The sequence below is a fragment of the Bacillota bacterium genome (genome assembly GCA_013178125.1).
Taxonomy (GTDB): domain Bacteria; phylum Bacillota; class SHA-98; order Ch115; family JABLXJ01; genus JABLXL01.
Genome location: JABLXJ010000001.1, coordinates 84,174 through 105,234, shown reverse-complemented (window position 1 = coordinate 105,234; position 21,061 = coordinate 84,174). Strand labels below are relative to the sequence as shown.

20 protein-coding genes and 1 riboswitch are annotated in these 21,061 nt (G+C 47.6%); all 20 genes read right to left on the bottom strand.

Annotated elements, in window-relative coordinates; genetic code table 11:
• Nucleotides 1-42: 42 nt before the first annotated feature.
• Nucleotides 43-1,182: a uroporphyrinogen decarboxylase gene (locus HPY71_00500; GenBank protein ID NPV51989.1), complete on the bottom strand. Its 1,140-nt coding sequence runs from the start codon at nucleotides 1,180-1,182 to the stop codon at nucleotides 43-45.
• 2 nt (nucleotides 1,183-1,184) lie between these two features.
• The gene (locus tag HPY71_00495; GenBank protein ID NPV51988.1) at nucleotides 1,185-2,168 is read right to left on the bottom strand and encodes a sugar-binding transcriptional regulator; all 984 of its coding nucleotides are present in this window, start codon (nucleotides 2,166-2,168) and stop codon (nucleotides 1,185-1,187) included.
• A 487-nt stretch (nucleotides 2,169-2,655) separates the two neighbouring features.
• Nucleotides 2,656-3,114, bottom strand: a complete 459-nt coding sequence (locus tag HPY71_00490; GenBank protein NPV51987.1) for an Rrf2 family transcriptional regulator — start codon at nucleotides 3,112-3,114, stop codon at nucleotides 2,656-2,658.
• Between the two features lie 163 nt (nucleotides 3,115-3,277).
• Nucleotides 3,278-3,916, bottom strand: a complete 639-nt coding sequence (metW, locus tag HPY71_00485; GenBank protein ID NPV51986.1) for a methionine biosynthesis protein MetW — start codon at nucleotides 3,914-3,916, stop codon at nucleotides 3,278-3,280.
• Between the two features lies 1 nt (nucleotide 3,917).
• A complete protein-coding gene (locus tag HPY71_00480) occupies nucleotides 3,918-5,132 on the bottom strand; it encodes a homoserine O-acetyltransferase (protein NPV51985.1) in 1,215 nt (404 codons plus the stop codon).
• Nucleotides 5,133-5,179: 47 nt separating this feature from the next.
• Nucleotides 5,180-6,493: an O-acetylhomoserine aminocarboxypropyltransferase/cysteine synthase gene (locus HPY71_00475; protein NPV51984.1), complete on the bottom strand. Its 1,314-nt coding sequence runs from the start codon at nucleotides 6,491-6,493 to the stop codon at nucleotides 5,180-5,182.
• 149 nt (nucleotides 6,494-6,642) lie between these two features.
• A riboswitch (SAM riboswitch) is annotated at nucleotides 6,643-6,752 on the bottom strand.
• Between the two features lie 513 nt (nucleotides 6,753-7,265).
• Entirely contained in the window at nucleotides 7,266-8,789 is a 1,524-nt protein-coding gene (xylB, locus tag HPY71_00470) for a xylulokinase (protein ID NPV51983.1), read from the bottom strand.
• A gap of 13 nt (nucleotides 8,790-8,802) precedes the next feature.
• Complete coding sequence (locus HPY71_00465; GenBank protein NPV51982.1) at nucleotides 8,803-9,540, bottom strand: SIS domain-containing protein; 738 nt, start codon at nucleotides 9,538-9,540, stop codon at nucleotides 8,803-8,805.
• Between the two features lie 64 nt (nucleotides 9,541-9,604).
• Complete coding sequence (locus HPY71_00460) at nucleotides 9,605-10,447, bottom strand: carbohydrate ABC transporter permease (GenBank protein NPV51981.1); 843 nt, start codon at nucleotides 10,445-10,447, stop codon at nucleotides 9,605-9,607.
• A 10-nt stretch (nucleotides 10,448-10,457) separates the two neighbouring features.
• Nucleotides 10,458-11,387 carry a sugar ABC transporter permease gene (locus tag HPY71_00455; protein NPV51980.1) on the bottom strand — a complete coding sequence of 310 codons (930 nt, stop codon included), beginning with the start codon at nucleotides 11,385-11,387 and terminating at the stop codon, nucleotides 10,458-10,460.
• 198 nt (nucleotides 11,388-11,585) lie between these two features.
• Nucleotides 11,586-12,788: an extracellular solute-binding protein gene (locus tag HPY71_00450; GenBank protein NPV51979.1), complete on the bottom strand. Its 1,203-nt coding sequence runs from the start codon at nucleotides 12,786-12,788 to the stop codon at nucleotides 11,586-11,588.
• A gap of 252 nt (nucleotides 12,789-13,040) precedes the next feature.
• Nucleotides 13,041-13,955, bottom strand: a complete 915-nt coding sequence (locus HPY71_00445; GenBank protein NPV51978.1) for a sugar phosphate isomerase/epimerase — start codon at nucleotides 13,953-13,955, stop codon at nucleotides 13,041-13,043.
• 244 nt (nucleotides 13,956-14,199) lie between these two features.
• Complete coding sequence (locus HPY71_00440; protein ID NPV51977.1) at nucleotides 14,200-14,952, bottom strand: GntR family transcriptional regulator; 753 nt, start codon at nucleotides 14,950-14,952, stop codon at nucleotides 14,200-14,202.
• A 521-nt stretch (nucleotides 14,953-15,473) separates the two neighbouring features.
• Nucleotides 15,474-16,208 (bottom strand): amino acid ABC transporter ATP-binding protein, encoded by a 735-nt coding sequence (locus HPY71_00435; GenBank protein ID NPV51976.1) that lies wholly within the window; start codon nucleotides 16,206-16,208, stop codon nucleotides 15,474-15,476.
• Between the two features lie 69 nt (nucleotides 16,209-16,277).
• Nucleotides 16,278-16,940, bottom strand: a complete 663-nt coding sequence (locus HPY71_00430; GenBank protein NPV51975.1) for an amino acid ABC transporter permease — start codon at nucleotides 16,938-16,940, stop codon at nucleotides 16,278-16,280.
• 5 nt (nucleotides 16,941-16,945) lie between these two features.
• Nucleotides 16,946-17,089 (bottom strand): hypothetical protein, encoded by a 144-nt coding sequence (locus HPY71_00425; protein NPV51974.1) that lies wholly within the window; start codon nucleotides 17,087-17,089, stop codon nucleotides 16,946-16,948.
• Nucleotides 17,061-17,711 carry an amino acid ABC transporter permease gene (locus tag HPY71_00420; GenBank protein NPV51973.1) on the bottom strand — a complete coding sequence of 217 codons (651 nt, stop codon included), beginning with the start codon at nucleotides 17,709-17,711 and terminating at the stop codon, nucleotides 17,061-17,063. The genes HPY71_00425 and HPY71_00420 overlap by 29 nt, the downstream gene beginning before the upstream one ends.
• A gap of 98 nt (nucleotides 17,712-17,809) precedes the next feature.
• Complete coding sequence (locus tag HPY71_00415) at nucleotides 17,810-18,619, bottom strand: amino acid ABC transporter substrate-binding protein (GenBank protein ID NPV51972.1); 810 nt, start codon at nucleotides 18,617-18,619, stop codon at nucleotides 17,810-17,812.
• 246 nt (nucleotides 18,620-18,865) lie between these two features.
• Nucleotides 18,866-19,849 (bottom strand): dihydrodipicolinate synthase family protein, encoded by a 984-nt coding sequence (locus HPY71_00410; protein ID NPV51971.1) that lies wholly within the window; start codon nucleotides 19,847-19,849, stop codon nucleotides 18,866-18,868.
• A 71-nt stretch (nucleotides 19,850-19,920) separates the two neighbouring features.
• On the bottom strand, nucleotides 19,921-21,057 hold the full coding sequence (ald, locus tag HPY71_00405) for an alanine dehydrogenase (GenBank protein ID NPV51970.1): 1,137 nt from the start codon (nucleotides 21,055-21,057) through the stop codon (nucleotides 19,921-19,923).
• Nucleotides 21,058-21,061 lie beyond the last annotated feature (4 nt).

Genomic DNA, 21,061 nt, shown 5'->3' with positions numbered 1-21,061 from the left:
GTCTAAACAAAAGATATGTATTCCAACACAATAGTAGGAATATCAGTCTTTCCCCAAACGCATTTCCTTGGCTGTCCTATACATAGATACGATATTTTCGGGTGGCGTATCCCCTTGGATATTATTGGCCGGGGCTAATATGTAGCCCCCACCACTTCCTAATGTGTTAATCGTTTCAGCAACAAACCGCCGAAGAACGGAGATGTCGCCCGGTAGAATTCTCTGGATATCAATGCCGCCGTGAAAACAAATACGATTGCCATAGCGTTTCTTTAGGTTGGCATGGTCCATTCCAGCTGCAAACGGTTGTACAGGATTAATGATATCGATTCCGACGTCTATGAAATCATCAATTAGATCAACAATTGAACCACAACTATGTAACAGCACCTTAGACTGGGGGGCCTTACTTTTGATGAAATCAACTACTCGGGCATCGCTCTTCTTGAATACCAGGCGATATAGCTTTGGGGAAATGAGCGGACCATTCTGGGTACCGTAGTCTTGCGACATTTCTACAATATCCACTTGAGGACCTGTCGATGAAAGAAGGATATCATAGAGAGCAATCTGTACCTCTACTACCTTTGAAACTATATATTCAACTATATCAAGATTGATCAACAGATCAATTAGGAATTGTTCGGTTCCCCTTAAGAAACAACCATAATCTAAGGCGCCTCCGGAAATCACATGTTTTGCTACCAGAGCATAATCCGTGTTCTGGCGTATCCAGTCTGCTCGTTCTTTTACACCCTCATCCCTGACATAACCATAGGCATCAGGCCATGGGTGTCTTATGACCTCATCAAAACTCGCATTTCCAAGTACTGCTCTAGCGATAGTTATGAAACCCTTAACATCCCGGCGCCATGGAATTCCCCATTCATCATAAACTGTCCCATCTGGATCGACTTGGGGGATGAAGTTCTTTGGTGAATGAAGCCACACATGACGGAAATCAATATCTAAGTAATCTAAAATTCGCTCATCGTAGTAATTGGCTGTTCTCCCCCGCCGGTATGGTTTAACAGGTTCTCCCAGTTTCAAAAACTCGATCAATCTAAAGTAAGCTGCATCATTAAGTAATGTCACCGAGCCGCCTAAGTCCATAGGTACTCGGTCAGGTCTTTTATGTTCAAGGGCATATAGAACTCTTTCACGGTGTGATAGGCCTTCCATGATTATCTTCCTCCATTCAATGCGGGGTGAAGACCAGCTCCCTCTATGTCTAAAACACTCTGAGCGGTTTGTTCATCAGTAATAAGTACGTCGATGAAACCACCCCGTAGGCCTCCTAGAATTGTCTCGATTTTATCTGGCCCGCCTGCCACGGCAGTCACGCACTTGATCTTTCGCAGATCCTCGAGATCCAATCCGATAATCCGGTCGTTGAGTTCGCTATCAACTGCGTTCCCATGGATATCAAAGTATCGTCCAAGCGTGTCTCCTACCGCACCGCGAGTCCGTAGAATATCTAACTGAAGTGAGTCAATAAACCCAGACTTCACCAGAGGGGACTCATTTGAAACCGTCCCTAACCCGACTAGAGCTACATCGACCGTACGTGCGAGGGCTAGTGTTCTTTGTACAGCACTCTCTTTTAGTAAAACTGCGCGCGTATCCGATGTGTCGGTAAGGAGTGGCGCCTGTAAATAGATACATTGTCCTCCGAGCGCATCGGCAATGTTCTTTGCGATATCGAAGGCATTAATTCCTATACCACTTTTGGCTAGACCCCCTACCATTTGAACTACTCGGAATTCTGGCCATTGCTTTAGCTCTAAATTTATACCTACCTCATATACCGTTGAACCCCAGGTCGTCCCTAAGCTCATATTTGGTTTTAGCAGTTTATCCAAATAAACGGCACCAGCAAGCCCAAGTGCTTTCCTGAGTCCATCACGTTCTTTGGGAGTAGGAACAACCATTACATCTTTCAAATTGAACACTTCTTTGACCTTACCTTCGATGGCTAGGCAATTGAAAAGTGGGCTCACAAGCCTGATTTGGATTACGCCCTGTCTCCGTGCCTTGGCCAGATAGCGGAGAACTTTGATTCGCGAAAGATTGAGTTGATCACCGATCTCCCGCTGTGTCAACCCCTGGTTATAGTACAACCAAGCGATGCGCATCATAAGCATGTCTTCTGTGAGTAAACTCTTCATTAATGTTACCTCATGGACTTTTGATCTTCTTATGAAACTTTAGTTCGACATCGATCCTAATATTCCTCCTTTCTATCCCGTTTTGTCAATTAAAAATTCCGTAGTCTATAGACTTAAGGAATGCATAAAAATAGCTGCTTAGCCGATCTGATGTCCACCCTGTTCACCGTTCTCTCGTCAGTTCTTCAATTCTAACTTTTGTCGCCTTGATGACTCGAAAGTTATTAGCCCATATTCCGCACGAGGAGGTACGCCTTGTGATCTGTAGGAACTTTGAGGAGGATGAATCCGAGGATGAACCGGTAGAAACCGGTAGAGGCACATGGTCCCCGAGGTCTTTCATGAAGCATTTAGGAGCAATTATAAGCAATATTGTGAACGTTGGATCCTTTGTTACATAATCTCCGGAATTGGGTGCTAACCCACTTCCCCCTTTCAGATAAAAGATTCTTGTTAGAGACAAAGATCGGTGAAAATACCTGATTTTTCATATACTAAATCCATCAAAACCTGCAGGAGTCGGATCTTCACCCGTTATAAGCGAGTATATCGTAATCGAGTCTAAAGTAGTCTCAATCTGGCGTTGAAGACGCACCCACGCCGGCCTACTCAGACACCCGCTTTTCCTCTTGCATCGACTCGCAGCGCTCTTTCCTGGAGGAAGGAGGCACCCGACAGGGGCGATGGGGCCGTCTAAGGCACGAATTACCGCGGCCACCGTTATCTCGGTGGGGCTCTTCGCTAACTTGAATCCACCGTTGAGCCCCCTTTCCGCCTCGACGAACCCGGATTTCCTGAGTTTGTGGAATATGAGGTTAAGGTAATCCTTTGATATGTTCTCTTGTTCCGAGAGGCGAGCCAACGAAACAGGGCTGCCGTCTTTGGACATGAGTGCCAGCGCACACAATGCACGGACGCCATATCTTGCCTTCGTAGAGAGTCTCATTATATGGCCTCCATATAATCGTTAGTAATTTGATTATATTTAGTTGCTTACATTATATCGCCAGCAAGGAATTGGAGTCAATGTGCATCTCTTTGGCCAAGGAGTCCCGACGTCCGCCCCTCTCCCCCTCTCCCCCTGGATTTTCTTCCAATTTCTGCGCGGTTTAAATTCCCCTTGGTGCGCATAGGTGGGGTTTGTCTGATCGCAGGTGCGAGATCACAAATAAAACCTCTTCAGCCTCTAGGGCATCCCTCTCCTCAAAGGGACGGATTCTTCCGTTTGCCCATGAAAGGCCGCGCTCTACCGTAACGCCCTTTGTCCTCGCCCAATCGAGAAAATCATTAACGGTAAAAAGATGTATATTGGGGGTATCATACCACTGGTACGGAAGGACCGGCGTTATCGGCATTCGACCGGTGTGCACAAGGGACTCCACGATGTCGCGGTGACCGAAATTGGGAAAACAGACTATACCGGCCCTTCCAACCCGCAGCATCTCCTCGAGGACGAAAAGCGGCTTATGGACCACTTGGAGGGTCTTCTCGAGAACTACATAGTCAAAAAACCCGTCCGGAAATCCCGCTAGGCCCTCATCGAGATCAGCGTGATATACGGGCACCCCCTTGACAACACATTCCATGACGCGCTCAACATCCTTTTCAACGCCTTGACCCTGCACGCCTTTATCATTAATGAGCCTGGAGAGAAGTTCCCCGTCTCCACACCCCAAATCGAGGACCGACGAGCCAGCGTGGATTATCTCGTAAATCACCTGGTGATCCCATCGGGTGCTGGTGCTCATCTTACCGCCTCCCCTCGAGAAAGCGCTGCACTAATGGTTCCAGCTTTTCAACTTCTAGGAGGAAGGCATCATGCCCGTATGATGAGGAGATGTTGACATAGGTTACTGGTTTTCTGTTACGACATAGGGCAAGGGCCAATTCCTTCATTTGTTCAGGGGTATAAAGCCAATCGGAGGAAAAGGATACCAGGAGGAACTTCGAATCTGCTCTACTGCATGCCTTGTCGAGATCCCCATCCCCCCATGTAGCGGCATCATAGTAATCCATGGCCCGGCTTAGATAGAGGTAACTGTTGGCGTCAAATCTCTCGACAAAAGCCTCTCCTTGGTGCTGGAGGTAGCTTTCCACCTCAAAGTCGATCCCCAGGTGGAACCCGGGTGTGTTGTTGCCGTTCCGGTATCGACGTCCGAACTTCTGGTGCATAGACACCTCCGAGAGGTAAGTTATATGGCCCAGCATGCGGGCTATGGCAAGCCCTCGATCTGGAGCTGGCCCTCCGTAATAGTCACCGCCATTGAAACTGGGATCGCTTATGATGGCATGCCGTCCTACCATATTGAAAGCAAGGCCCTGGTCGCTTAACCGTGCAGAGGACGCGAGGATTATGGCCAGTCTCGCCCTTCCAGGATATACGAGAGTCCATTCCAGAGCCTGCTGGCCACCGAGGGAGCCTCCGGCCACAGCAAACAGGCGCTCTATCCCTAGATAGGTAACCAGCCGCTCTTGAAGCCTGACCCAGTCTCCCACAGTAACGACTGGAAATCGGAGCCCATATGGGCGACCGGTCGCCGGATCTATTGAAGAAGGGCCGGTCGTCCCATAGCAGCTCCCCAGGACATTAGAACATATCACGCAATATTTTCGGGTATCAAAAGCCTTGCCAGGGCCGACCATTGAATCCCACCATCCTGGGCGGGTCTTACGCCACAGGCGGCTGTATTCCTCGGCCTTGGCATCCCAGCCTGCCGCATGAGCGTCTCCCGAAAGCGCATGTAGGATGAGTATCACATTATCACGATTCTCGTTCATCTCCCCGTAGATTTCGCATTCAACATCAACTGGGGCAATCGTCTCCCCACAGTCCAGAGGAAGTGGATTACCCTCATCGGCCAACCGAACCCTGAGGGGCTCGGTCCAGCCCACCGAGCGCGGGGAATCGGGGCCATCATACCGCTTAGGTTTCTTGCCGACAAGGGCGTTTAAGGGATCGCTCATTTGGCATCACCTCCGCTTCCTCTTATCTCTTACCCGTCTCTTACCCGTTATCTCTGACTCGCCGCCAAGGCCTGATCCAGGTCTGCGATAATGTCATCCACGCTCTCAAGACCTATAGAAAGCCGCACAAAATCGTCCGTTACCCCGGTAGAGAGCTGTTCCTCGGGGGTAAGCTGCTGGTGTGTTGTGGATGCCGGGTGGATGATGAGGCTCTTGGCGTCTCCTATATTAGCAAGATGGGAGAGGAGCTTGACCGAATTTATCAGTTTGATCCCCGCCTCACGCCCGCCTTTGATGCCAAACCCGATTATGGCGCCTTGACCTTTGGGGAGGTACCGCTTTGCACGCTCATAATCTGGATGGCTCGGAAGCCCAGGATAATTTACCCAGGAAACAGCAGGATGAGATTCAAGCCACTTGGCTACCTCGAGCGCATTTTGGCAATGTTGCTTCATGCGAAGGGGTAATGTCTCAAGGCCCTGGAGGAACAGGAAGGAATTAAATGGTGAAAGAGAAGGTCCGAGATCCCTGAGGAGCTGAACCCTGGCCTTGAGGATATAGGCTATCCCGGGTACGGCCGCCTTATCATGCAACCCAAAGGCGTCCCAATAGCTTAGCCCGTGATATGACGGATCCGGCTCGGTTATCTCCGGGAACTTCCCGTTATTCCAGTTAAATTTGCCTGAATCAACTATGGCCCCGCCTATCGATGTGCCATGACCCCCTATAAACTTGGTGAGGGAGTGCACAATAACGTCTGCTCCGTGTTCAAACGGGCGAAAGAGGCAGGGTGTAGTTACAGTATTATCTACAAAAAAGGGTATGCCGTGGTTATGCGCTATACGAGCTATCTCCTCAAAATCGTCCACGTTATTCTTGGGGTTGCCAACGGATTCGGTGTAGAGGAGACGCGTGTTCTCGTCAACAGCTCTCTCAAAGTTCCCCGGGTTCGATGAATCCACGAATCTGACCTCGATCCCGAGCCTGGCGAAGGTGTAGTGGAACAGGTTATACGTACCTCCGTAAAGATAGCTTGTAGAAACGATATTTTGGCCCGCCCTCGTTATGTTGAGAACAGCGAGAGTAATGGCAGCCTGGCCGGAAGCGACTGCAAGGGCGCCGGTACCGCCTTCAAGCGCGGCGAGCCGCTTCTCCAAGACGTCCGTTGTAGGGTTCATAATTCGCGAGTAAATGTTGCCGAATTCTTTCAACCCAAATAGGTTAGCGGCGTGTTCTACAGAATTGAAGACATATGAAGTTGTCTGGTAGATCGGTACGGCTCTCGCATTCGTGGCAGGATCGGGCACCTGACCTCCATGAAGTGCTATGGTCTCAAAGGCTATCTTCGTGTCTGTGCTCATTTTCTTTGGGGCCTCCTTTCGATATTTCCAATAGATATTACAGATCAGTCGATCACCTGTATACTCACCTATTAACATATAAGACTCGGCGGCACTAGCCTTACAAAAAGCCCTCTTCAGTTAAGAAGAGGGCTTAAACGAACCACCTCTTCTTATCTCTCCGGCGTTCTTGCCGGCAGGAATTGGCACCTTTTGGATCATGGATCCAAAGGTTGCCGAAGGTTCATCAGGCCTGTCCCTCCCCTTCTCTAGATAAGAAGACCTACTCCATTATCCAGCCTCATTTTTAGTCTCCGGCCGAGCCTATCTAAGCCAAGTCGTAATCCTCAGGTATGACCTGGTGAGATCTATTCGCTTTTCGATGATATACCATGCCTCATCCTCCGTGTCAGGCGTTGAATTGCTTGGACACCCTACCTCGCCACCTAGCCCTTGTCGAGAGTCCCAGCACACATCCGGCCCCCACAAATCATTAGCAATTTACTTATGTTTTATTTGAATGAATTCTACCACCCACAGAAGAATGCTGTCAATGCGGTCAAATCCGATTCTATGTGTAAATTCCCCTCTGGTAGCTGTCGCTTCCCAATCTACTGTGCTAAGCTGCTTCTAAGTGCATATCTTCCTCTCTTTTGACCTCTCCCTGTTTTGAAGGGCCTTGTCTTCATGCTCCATATTCGGTTACATCACGATATCGTCAAGGTATCTATCGGTGCCCCGTCGTCCACTCCTCTTCACCACGACCGGGTATTTCTTACCACATGTGTCGCGGCTAGCTCGGGGAAGGCCACCTGGCGAATGAATCCCTCAATGCACTATAAAGCGATGTATATATGTTGTAACATGATTCGTAAACCTCTACATTGCGGGGGATCGGATCCAGAGGTTCGCCCACTCTTACTACTGCTTGAGAGGCCTCATCTAAGGATCTATACATTCCGATCCCCACGCCCGCAAGCAGCGCAGCGCCAAGGGGAGAAGCATCTACGGTCTCAAGGGGAATCACGGGCGATGCGAAAACCTCGGCGAGAATCTGCCTCCAAAGTCTGCTCTTGATCCCGCCCCCTGCGACGCGAACTTGCGAGATGGAGAACCCCACATCCCGGAAAAGCTGTATTGAATCCCTAAGCCCATAAGCTATTCCCTCCATTATCGATCGAACCATCTCAGGCCGTCCGTGGCGAAGCGTGAGTCCAATAAACCCGCCCCGAGCTCTGGAATCAAGATAAGGGGTCCCCGTTCCGGCAAGATAGGGCATAAATATGAGGCCTTCCGATCCAGGTCTCGCTTGTGAGGCCTCTTTTGATAAAAGGTCATAAGCATCGAGGCCTGCAAATTCTGAAACCAGTTTCTCCCCAACCCCAAGGACATCCCTAAACCATCGCAGGCATATACCCCCAGAAAGCAGTGCCCCCAACACGAAGTACTTATCCGGAACGGCATGGCAGAAATGATATACCTTCCCGAAACCCTCTTCGCTGGGCACATCGGAGACCGCCATTATCTGGCCAGCAGTGCCGATAATTAAAGAGACAACGCCTGTATCAATCGCCCCGCTCCCGATCAGACCACACGCGAGATCTCCAGCGCCGACTACAACAGGGGTCCCGGCGGCAAGCCCCGTCTCAGCGGCAGCCCGATCGCTTACCCTGCCGGCAATGTTTAACGATTCCTTAATATCGGGCATATACTCGTATGGGATTCCCAGGGTATCAAGGATGTCGTGTGACCAGCAACGCTTTTGAATGTCAAACAATAGGCTGCCCGAGGCATCTGAATAATCCGTGGCCACATCGCCGGTGAGGTGCAAACGTACATAATCCTTGGAGAAAAGCACCTTATTAATACGCTCGAAGGTTGAATGCCAATTCTTTTTTATCCATAGGAGCTTAGGAGCTGTATATGCTGAGATCACAGGATTGCCAGTTATTCTCACGATATCCTGCCCCATAGTCTTAAGGATAAAATCCGATTCCTTTTCGCTCCTCGTGTCAAGCCATAAAACACAAGGGCACAGAGGCGCTCCTGACTCATCGATCAATGCAGGACCATGCATGTGACCGGAAAGCCCTATAGCTGCAATCGCGCTAGGGTCCTCCCCCGACTCACTTATTATCCCCCTTATAACTTGCACCAGCGCCCGCCACCAATCTTGGGGATCCTGCTCGGCCCAACCAGGATGAGGGGTAACCATACTGAAAGGTGCAAAATTCGAAGCCTTTATACGCCCGGAACCATCTATAAGCAAACCTTTGGCTCCCTGAGTGCCGAGATCTAACCCTAATAGCATTGACATCGAGGTCCCTTCCTTACAAATGCCTCATGCGTAATCTGTATTTCTTGAGAAGCTTCTCGTTGTGCTCATCCCCACCTGGAATATTCCCACTCATAAATATAGGCGGTGTGATCCCGCGAGCCATAAGCTCCTTGACAGCCAGGTACATAATACCATGAAGAATTGCGGCCCCTGTTATCGTTGAAGTTGGACCCACCTTCCCCGGGAAACCATCAATCTCCATAAGAGCGTCTCCGAAGACTCCACAATTATCTAAAATAACATCCGCTAAGTCAAACAACCGCTTACCGCTCGGATGGCTCGGTTCACTTTCGATTGATTGGGCCAGGGATGTTAAAGCTATTACCGTCAAACCCCTCTTTTTGGCCTCTAAAGCCATTTCCACCGGGACGGCATTTTTCCCTGAGTTTGAAACAATAATGATTGTATCTTCGTTTGATATATCATACTTGTCCATAATGATCTTGGCATAACCTTCTAGGCGCTCAATTCTACTACTTTGAAGTGCACCCGTGTGAAGCATGAGGGATTCTTCTAACATTGCATTCACTGGAACGATTCCCCCGGCACGATAGAAACATTCCTCCGCAAGGATGTGAGAGTGACCAGTACCAAAAATATGAACCATACCACCCGCAATAATCGTTTGAGTTATAAGCTCAGCAGCTCTTATCATGTTTTGTTCCTGGGTACGCGCTACCTTTTCTAATACGGCTGCGATTGATTCAAAATATCGGGTAAGTGAGGACACTCCTAATACCTCCAGTCTCTCCCGTGAGTGTGAAAATTGAAATATTGATGACATTGGGATTAGGCTATTTTAGAGAGCCAGCAGTGAGACCCTTAATAAAGTTGCGGCCCACCATAGCAAAGACTATTATAGGAGGAACAGCGGTTGCGATAGCTCCAGCAGTCAAAAGCCCCCAATCGACATTATATTGAGTTATAAATCGTGCCAACCCTACTGGTAGTGTCTTCTTCAGGTCATCAACTATCAGGATATTAGCAAATAGATACTCCGTCCATGAAGTAAGAAATGTATAAATAGCAACCGTCCCGATGCCCGGAGCAGCTAGCGGAAAGAAAATGCTGAACAAGACCCTCAATCTTCCAGCTCCATCAATGGTGGCCGCTTCCTCTATTTCCTGTGGTATCGTTCGAAAAAAGCTGCGAAGAAGCCAGACACTAAAGGGCGCTGTGAAGGTTACGTTTACTATAACGAGGCTTGCAAGGCTATTGACAAGATGAAAACTGGTCATCATCCTGTACAATGGAACTACGAGCAAAGCCCCGGGAAAGACATAGGAGATAAGGAGGCTCATCAAAATTAGATCCCTTCCGCGATACTTGCACCGGTACACGCTATACGCCGCCAGAGAAGCTAGGACAACGGTAATCATCATAGTACCGAGAGCAACATAAGTGCTATTTAGAAGATAACCAATATAATCAGAAGCAGCGAATAGATCCTGATAATGCGATAAGGTAAAAATCTCGGGGATAAATGTAGGCTTCGCCCTAATTAATTCCTCCGTAGGCTTAACTGACGATATAAAAATCCAGTAAAAAGGGGCGATAATCAGAACAAGGATGATTACGACCAGAGCATATTTAATGATCTCCCGGACAATTCGAGTTATATTAACCCCGTTCGCCATTATTTCTCACCTACCACCAAGCAGCTTCTTCTTTTCCCATTTTATTAATTCTGACATATAACAGAGAAAAGACAACAAGAAAGATAAACATTATCGCCGACGCCGTTGCCGCTTCGCCCATTGCGAAGGCTTTAAATCCTTTTTCGTAAATATAAACAGGAAGGGTTGTCGTCACACCCGATGGACCCCCTTGGGTAAGCATCCATATTATATCGAAAACGTTAATAGACCATAAGGTCCCGATCAGGCCCAAAACCGTCAACGTAGGTTTGAGAAATGGAAAGGTTATATAAAGGAATTTTTGAAGCGCTCCTGCACCATCGATGTCTGCGGCCTCATACTGATCTTCCGGAATAGTTTGGAGGGTTGCTAATATTATTATGGATAGAAATGGGAACCATCGCCACGAATTTATACCTATCAAAGTAACCATTGCGTATTTAATAGACCCAAGAAAATTAATAGGATCCGATACAAGACCAAAATTTTCAAGAATATAGTTTAGAACCCCAAAGGTTCCGCTTAAAACCCATCGCCAAATTATTGCAACCACAACGGTTGGAACTATCCACGATAATATAATCCACATCCTCGCAAATCCCTGACCTTTAAACCTCTGATTGAGAATAAGCGCTGTCATAAAGCCGAGGATAGTCTGGAGCAAAGCATTGCTCAGGGTCCAGACAATGCTTCTACTAAATGCAGACCAAAATCTCGTATCTTGAAAAACTCTCGCGTAATTGCGGATCCCTATAAAATCAGCACTAGCGCCTAAGAATCCCAAATTTGTAAAACTTGTATAAATAGCGCTAATAAGAGGGTAGCCTACCGTAGCAATCACCCAGAGGAGAATCGGAAGGACAAGAAGGTAACCGAAGACTGGATCAGAGGTAAGAGTCTTTATAAAGCCACGTCCCGCCATCTTTCTATTTTGGGGCATAAAAGTCACCTCTTCTCTGCAGCATAAAAACGCGAAATACCTATCTTCGCTATATCCAAAACAGCGCTATATCCAACAAAACAGCTAAACTCAAAAGTGCTCCCGTATGATGGACACGGAGGGAGATACCCCGGGGTCTCTCCCTCCGCAGGCTATAGGGTTATCCCATAGCAGTTATCTAGCACTAGCGTCTATTTATTATTGTCCTACTGCCGCCCTCATCTGGTCGGCTCCCCATTTCACCGCTTTATCAGGGCTCATCTTTTCAACTATCACCTTTTGGACTACTTGAGCTAAAATATTCTGCCCCGATATCTTCCCAATATTGGGATCAACTTTGTCACGTGTGAATCCAAATAGCCTCCCATAGCTGGACTGCTCGATCATCAACTTTACAAGCTTAGGGTATTTAGCAACGATCGCGTTCTTCCAGAAGGCTTTGGAGTCACTTGTTGCTTCAGTAACAGGAAGGAAAAGACCGGGTTCCATTCCCGTAAGCCACTCTCCATTGACCTCCGGCTCAAACAAGTAGCTGAGGAAACGCTTCACGGCTTCTACCTTAGCCTTGTTCTTGGTTAGCAGCATTACCCCATTAGAATAGAATATGCTCCCACGTTGTCCGTCGGCTGGCCACGGCACAGGGGCCCCACCTAAATTCTCCCAGGAAACACCGGATTCCTTCTCGAATGGGCCAAGGAATTGCCCCTTCTCTATGGCCATCGCGAGGGTGCCGTTATTGAATGCCAGCTGAGGCTCTGCCCAGCTCCAGCTGGTGCTATCAGGGGGAGAATATGCGGAGAGTTCTTTATAAAACTCGAACGTCTCCACAGTTCTAGGATTATCGAAAATAACCTTCCCATCCGGTCCGAATATATGCTCAGCTTTGTTAGTTATCATAAAGCTATATATAGCCTGATCTGTATACATATGTTTGCTGGCAGGAAGTCCAATGCCGTAAATCTTGCCCTTAGTTAATTTGGCAGCCGCAGCCTTTAAATCGTTCCATGTTTTCGGCGGGGAATTCGGATCAAGACCCGCCTTCTTAAACAGGTCCTTTCGGTACCACAACATATGAACCATTCCATAAGTTGGGACCGCCCAGTAGTGCCCATCATAGTGATAAGGATCCAAGGTTGCCTGGATAAAATGATACTTCTTGTTGAGTTCTTGGATGATATCATCAACGGGTTGAACAGCCCCGGACTGCTTAATAACTGTCGTGAAATCCGGGATAGTGAAAAGCAGCTCCGGTTGATTGCCGGACTGGATCGCTGCCATGGCTTTGGTGTAGGCCTCCATCCAGTCTATTACCTGTTGCCGGACAAAGATATCGGGATTTTCTTTGTTAAATCTGTCGATGGTTGCCTGGAACTGCTTGACCCTATGTGGGGGCTGCTCCATGTGCCAGATGGTGATCTCAACGGGCTTACTGGCGGCAAACCCTAAAGAGCTGGCGGCCCCCAACAGTAACACGCAAGCGACCACAACGGTAATTAGCCTTGTAAGGCTTTTCATTTTAGGCTTACCTCCCCGAATGTTATCTCCTTTTTAAATTAATTTAGTTGCAATAACCGAATTCACCGCCAAATTACCCTCCACTGATGCCATTCTCACCCCGCCTTCAATCCATATATCCCGTGCGGGAGAGCTTTTCTACGCAAAATACCTTTCCAAGAACTCCTTCGCCTCCACAGCTACCCGATCAAAATCCCCGAGGCCGTGCCCGGCCATGTCACCGACGCCTTCGAGCCCTCCTCTGAACCAACCCTCCCACTCTACACAAATATATCCATCATAGCCTATCGCTCTAAACGCATCAGCATATTCCTTAAAGTTGACCATTCCGCCACCAAACCAGCACATATTCCAACGTCCTATGACACCGGTAATATCCTTGGCGTGGACGTGGTTAATGAGCTTCCCGAATTTGGACAAAGCCTCGCGTATCGGCATATGTGGCTTCATCCCCAGCTCAAGCCCGCCAAAATCTATGGTGACTCTGATGTTATCGAGCCCTATCTGATCAATAATCTCAAGCGTAGCATCCGGTGTATTAATAAGGGTCTCCTGGTGCGGCTCAATGCTAAATGTGAGTCCGCGCTCACCTGCATACTCGGCACACTCCTTCACCATTTCCACAAATATGCGCGTCGCTTCTTTACGGGACATAAGCATATAAGTCGGTGGATTATAATACCCTGCTATGTAGGCAACGACGGTCTTTGCTCGAATCGACGCCGCAAGGTCTATGGCCCTTTTCACGGTTTGAATTCGCGGTTTCCTTTCCCATGCACGTGGACTTAAAACCAGATGGTGGGCGCCGATTGACGGGATTTCAAGACCTTTAGATGCCGCGAAATCCCCGAGCGTTTTGGATACCCTGTCGTACTCATCGGGTGGCAGCTCCAGGAACTTATCATAGAAGAAATCGACGCCCTTATAACCATATTCAGCGACCTTTGCGACGCACCATTCTATGGGCTTGTCCCCCCAAGAGTTAATCGGCACCCCCACTATTCCCATCTCAGCGTATGGATCATTGGGCCAAATCTCGAATGATAGCTTCATAAAGTAAACACCTCGCAAGTTGATAGATTAACAGTCTGATATACATTGGACATAAGTCTTCTTTTACGGCTTTACAACCCTGTTCCCCTGACAGTATGATAAGCCTACATGATAAGCCTACTTCATCTATTCGGGATATCCCATTAAATCTCACCTCGTATCTCAATGTTTTTGAGGCAGCCCTTTCAAGTACCCTCCATAATCTAGACTAGAGATAGAGAAAAATAATAACTCCCATAAGTTATTATCTAGACGGGTTCAGTGTCGGCCTTTCTAACATGACGTGGAATCTATATTTATCACCACGGTAGACTGATTTTGCGAATTCTACCCGCCGTCCATCTTTTAAGTAAGTGACACGCTCGATCAATAGCACGGCATCCCCTTTGGAGATTTGTAAAAGGCGGGCTTCCCGGGCCGTGGCGAGACCTGGCTCCAGGAATTGTTCAGCCCTGTAAAGGGTTAAACCGTATTTTTGTTCGAGCAAATTATAAACTGATTGGCTTTGCAAATCCTCGTCCAATAATCCCGGACACAGGTCGTATGGGAAGTATACAGTCTCAAGCGCTAACGGTTCGTTATTCGCAAGTCGGACACGCTCTATGCAAAGCAGCTTTCCACCTTCAAGCACACCGAGGTTTTTTACCAGCTCTGACGTTGCAGGAACTATTTGCTTGCTAAGCAACCGCGCGCCTGCCATCAAACCGCGTTGGGACATATCCTCGGTGAAGCTCGTCAACCTGAGGAGGTCCTGTTGAAATTTTCGACTCGCGACAAAGGTCCCGCGCCCCTGGTGACGGATCACTAGACCTTCGGATGCTAATGCATTTATGGCCTGTTTCACGGTTATGCGGCTTACCCCGTGTTGCTCGCATAAATCCTGCTCTGCAGGGAGTTGATCCCCGGGTTGCAACTCGCCACTCTCAATTCGCCTTTTCCAAAAATCCTTGATTTGAACGTATAACGGAATTGGATTATCCCTGTTTACATGCTGCAAGAATAACACCGCCCTATAGAAGCTCGACTAACTACACGCCTTGTATCTGTGTACATGCTTTACTGGCGACAGCAATCACGTTGATAGTAATTATATAGTTATACTCTGCATATTGATATATCTATATATTCTATATCAGTAGTAAATCTCCTGCCTTAATACTAACGAGTGTCCAAAAAAATTAATAGCGCCTCCCATAAAGTGCCAGGCTCCATTCTTAGTCAGGCACGCCTGTAAGGGTTAGGCCTCTTACGCGAAAAATGTCGTCGGAAATGCCGGAAGAAATGTCAGTAGTGGGAAGAAATAGCCCTGGCATTGAGTTGGGCCGGGGGTTTAGTAGCATCTCCTAGCTTGTCCTGGGGAAATTGGTAGGCGTCCGTTAAAGGACAAGCTCATCTATCACTCGCTCAAGTTAAGTAGGGGAGGACTATGGGCCCTCCCCACATGGGCTGGATCCATACCACCAATAACTGTTCAAAACCATCACAAACCAGGTGTAAGTCCAATGCTGCCAGACATCACTAAATCGAAAGGATTTCCGAGAGAAATTTCTTGGTTCTCTCATGTCGAGGGTGACTAAAGAATTCCTCTGGTGGGGCTTCCTCTAAAACATAACCCCCATCAACAAATACTATCCGGTCTGCCGCTTCCCGCGCAAATCCCATTTCATGAGTGACTACAATCATTGTTCTACCCTCTTCTGCAAGAGAAACCATAATATCCAATACCCCCTTGATCATCTCCGGGTCAAGGGCAGAGGTTGGCTCATCAAATAATATAAGATGTGGGTCCATTGCTAGAGCTCGTGCTATAGCGACACGCTGTTGTTGGCCACCCGATAAGGCCGCTGGGTAACAATTAGCCTTATCACTGAGACCGACTGTTTGCAAAAGCCCGATAGCCTTTTCGATAGCTTTATCTTTAGGCATTCGTAATACATGAACAGGACCCAAGGTAACGTTCTCAAGCGCCGTAAGATGAGGGAAAAGGTTAAAATGCTGGAATACCATACCTATACGTTGCCGGAGCTTATGTATATCTTGGTCTGAGGCGTAGATAGACATCCCCTCAAAAATAATCTCCCCTGAATCTATTCTCTCGATCCTGTTGATACACCTGAGAAGGGTGCTTTTACCGCCTCCGCTTGCTCCGCATATTACTACCGTTTCCCCCTCCTCCACGGTTAAGTTAATCCCTCGGAGCACTTGCAAATTACCGAATTTCTTAGTAACCTCTTTAAGTTCTAATACTGCCATCCTGATTCACACCTCGCGTAATGTCATACCCTGAGTTCCAGGGATAAATGGCCGATAATTGGTATTTCGTTAATTGAGGTTCCCAAAGCCCTTAGACAATAGCCGACGTTCCGCATAACTAGAATAAAGTCCAAGCGGATAACATACAATAAAGTAAAATATCGCAGTTAAAGCTAAAATCCCCAATGGTTGATAGATTGTCTGCATCATTTGCCGCGCAACCCGGGTTACTTCAGTGACCCCTATAAGTGATATAACCGAGGTATCTTTAACAAGAAGAATCAACTGGCCCGCTAGGGGAGGCAACATCACCCTCAACGCTTGCGGAAGGATAACAAGACGTAATCGCTGGTAGCTATTCATTCCAAGTGCCATGGCCGCTTCCCTTTGGCCCTTTGTAATAGACTGGATAGATCGACGGATAATTTCAGTGATATAACCCCCACTATGAAATACTAGACAAATTATAGCCGTCTGGATATTCGAAAGCTGTATCCCAAACGCTGGCAATACAAAATATACGGTAAAAAGAATCATTGGGAACGGCGTGGCCCGGGCTACATATACGTATGAAAACACCACACGTTCTAAAAACGGGACTTTCTCAGCCCTGATGATACCCCCAATTAATCCTACCAGCAAAGCGAATATTAAGGATATTATACTCAGCAAGACGGTATAGACAAAGCCATGACAGAGGGTCCAGCCTATACTCCTTATTAATTCAATCATTTTATCTATTCACCCACCTTATATTCCCGACAAAATGTTCTCCAACCTCCATGTATCCTCAGATTCTCGAGATAAGCATAGACTTCATTATCAATATCAATATCAATATCAATTTCAATTTCAGGTTTCAAAACCGAAACGTCTTTCAAGTCTTTGAAAGATTATGAGCAAAGTGATAATCAAGACCTCATAAAGGAATAAACTTGGTATAAAAGACTCTAGCGGTAAGAAACTAGTCGCCTGAAGGTTCGCAGATACTTGTGTCAATTCAACTAATGAGACTACGCCTAATATACTCGTATCCTTAATAAGATACGAGAATTGACCCACAAGAGGGGGGATAACATTCCGGGCTGCCTGTGGGATGATGACTAGTCGAACTTGCTGGAGTCGGTTCATCCCAAGACTCATAGCCGCCTCCCATTGTCCACGTTGTATCGATTCAATAGCTCCCCTTACAATCTCTGCTATGTATGCTCCGCTATTTAATGTAAGGGCTATAACGCTAGCCCAAAATGGCGTTAATATAATATGTAAAGAAGGAAGTCCATAGAAAATTATATAGAGCTGAACTAGAAGGGGGGTGGATCGAATGAACGCCACGTAACCCCCTGATAAGCTAGATAAGACCGGAATACGAAGAGCACGTACCGTACCTGCAAGTCCGCCTGTCACAAAAGCAAACCCCATACTGACGAGACTCACATATAATGTCACTTTAAGTCCCTCACCGAAATCCGGTAAGTGAGATATAATGAAATGCCAATTCACGCGATCCTCTCCTCTTACACCTGCAAATATAGCAAAGCATCGGGGCAGAGGTATGGCATCTTTACCCCCTGCCCCCAGTTGCTACACTTTAACGGGAATTACCATGGTCTCGGCTCTGGTTTCCAGCTCTCACCCATCCACTTCTTGTAAATAGCTGCATATCGACCATCTGCCTTTATTACATCGAAGAAAAGGTTCAACCATTGCCACATATGAACATCCTCCGGACGCAGAGTAAAGGCATAAAAGTCTGGCTTGATGATCTCGTTGATGAACCGAAGCCCTGGCTCCTTGCCATACGCCACCCCGATGAGCTGATCGGTCATGACTGCCTCTACGCGTTTAGCTTTAAGTGCCGCAAGGAAATCAGCGTCCGTTGGGAAGGTGACCAAGGTAGCCTTAGGTAAAAACTCCTTTACAACAGCGGCCCCCACGGAACCCGCGTTCGCCCCTATTGCAATACCGGGCTTGTTCAGATCGTACCAGTGTTTGTAGGGAGAATCCCTACGAACTACCGCACAAGTTCCCGTATAAAGCCACGGCTGACTAAATGTAACTTTGATGGCCCGTTGTAACGTGGCCGACATCTGAGCTGTGATGATGTCTACCTTGTCCGTAAGCAGAGCAGGTATTAAGCCTTGCCACTCATAGTCCTGGAATTCAATTTTTACGCCTAGTTCCTCAGCTATGAGCTTAGCCAGATCAACGGTAAAACCTGCAGGCGTACCATTAGGTTCCTTAAATGCCACAATTGGAGAAGTCAGTGAGACACCAACGATTAATTTCCCCCGCGTCATGATTTTATCTAGCAGATCTTGGGCCGTTGCCAGACTGCTTAAGCCTAGTATACAGGTCACAAGCAACATAATAACAACTAGGCGACCACGTGCATGAAGATGTTTTCTCATAGTATCTCCCTCCTAGAAATTTCTCCTAAATAATTTGCTTCCCAAAATCCATATTTGAACTTTATTAGGACTCGAGCTGATCACCCAAGAAAAACAGCCTTATAGGATTTCACCTCCCGTGGGGCATATTTGGCTTCCAAGTTGAAGATAACTGGCGATCTCAGTACTAGATAAGTCTCCACCTTACCGCACCGATCGACCGATCAGGATTCACTTGTGCGGTAGTCTTCTATCCCTTGACTCTTATTAACTGACCAATCCCATTTCTTTAAGAGCAACTCTCAGTTCATCAACTTCATCTTCGATCAGCCGGTCCATCGGGTCACGCGGATAACCTCCTGCCAACCCCACAAGATTCATTGCTTGTTTTGTTAAGGCAATGTAGATCGGTTGCTCGACCGGAGTAGTTGCCGGTGACAATATGGTGGGTAGAGGCCCCCGCCGTTTGCCTATCTTGACCATAAGCTCGTTGAATGGCATCAGTCTATCCACCGACTCTCTGAGCTTTTCAATATCCCCGGCTGCTCCCGCCTTGTAAACACTGAGCGCTAGTTCGGGAGAAAAGTTGGAAATCGTGCTACTGATAAAGCCACGGCACCCCCAAATCCACAGAAAGGAGTAATACAGTTCACTCAATCCAGTGACAATTATCATATCCTCGGGGGATACCTTCTTCAGCATGCTATAGAACTGTCCCATGTCAGTAGTGTTTTCCTTACAGGCCACAATGTTATCGATTTTGGATAGCATCTGCATCAAGTCAGGGTCTACCCAGAGTTTGCTGGTGAACGGGTTATCATAGATCATTATCCCGATATCAATGCTCTCCGCTACACGCTTGTAGTGGCGGTAAAGCCCTTCTCGTGAGGGAATATGATAGTATGGCAGAACTATCATTACCCCATCTGCCCCAATTTCCTGAGCGTACTTGCTCATTTCTATGGTAGGTTCCGTGCCCGCTCTGGCGGAACCCACAATTACGGGTAACTCGTGATTTACCTCTTCCACCACTATCTTAGCAACGGTCTTGCACTCTTCATCACTCATAGCATAGAACTCACTTGTGCTTCCAGTAGTTACTATTACTGCGTCTTCTCCCCTGAATCTCTCCACCAGGAACCGGGCATTTTTGCGCAACCCCTCTTTATCCAGACTCCCATCGGCGCTGAACGGGGTGGGCATTATGTTTATAACGCCCTTGATTTTTGATCTCAACTCTGCTGGTTTCATTACTCTTTCTCATCTCCTCAAATTGTGTTGGATTGCGTCCAGATTTATCTCAGCGTGAGTAGGTCTCAGAATTAAATAGCTATGGCGGTGCTGGAGAAAACCTCCTCCAACGCAGTGTAAGATAGATTATGTGCCTCGGCCACGCCCTTATGAACCACTTTACCATTAATCACATTAAGACCCCGAGCTAAAGCCCCGTCCTCTAAAGCTGCCTGTCTAAATCCTTTATTTGCGATATGTAATATGTATGGTAAGGTGGCATTTGTTAACGCATATGTAGACGTGCGGGCAACAGCCCCTGGAATATTTGAAACAGCATAATGAACAACATTGTATTTCATATATGTGGGTTCGCTATGTGTCGTGACCCGATCAATCGTCTCCACACATCCGCCCTGATCAACAGCTACATCAACTATAACCGAACCAGACTTCATAGTTTTCACTATCTCTTCTGAGACAACCCGTGGGGCCCTTGCCCCAGGAATCAGGACGGCACCAATAAGCAAATCGGCATTGGGGACTACCCTTTCGATGTTATATGAGTTTGATACCATGGTGACAACTTTCCCGAGAAAGATGTCATCTAAAAACCGCAACCTCTGAAGATTTTTGTCTAGAATAGTAACGTGTGCCCCCATTCCCAGCGCTATTCTGGCAGCATTAGTTCCAACCATACCACCTCCGATAATGACTACTTCCGCTGGAGGAACCCCTGGGACCCCGCCCAGCAGGACTCCCCGCCCCCCAAAAGCCCTCTCTAGATGATGCGCCCCAATCTGCACAGACATCCGGCCGGCGATCTCACTCATTGGGGTCAAAAGCGGTAGGAATCCGTCCGGCATCTGGATCGTCTCATAGGCGATACCGACGACATTTTCCCTTAAAAGCTTGATAGTCATATCCTTTGAGGCAGCTAAATGAAGATAGGTGAAAAGAATCTGCTCGGACTGGATATATCCATATTCTGAAGGCAAAGGCTCTTTGACTTTTACAATCATGTCCGCACGTTCATATACATCAGCGCCTGTTGCCAATATCTCCGCTCCTGATGCCCGATACTCTTCATCTGGGATACCACTTCCTTCGCCAGCGGACATTTCTATAAGAACCTTATGCCCATGACGTACCAGTTCCCTCACGCCAGCGGGGGTCACAGCTACGCGATCTTCATTATCTTTAATTTCCTTTGGAATCCCAATAACCATGAGG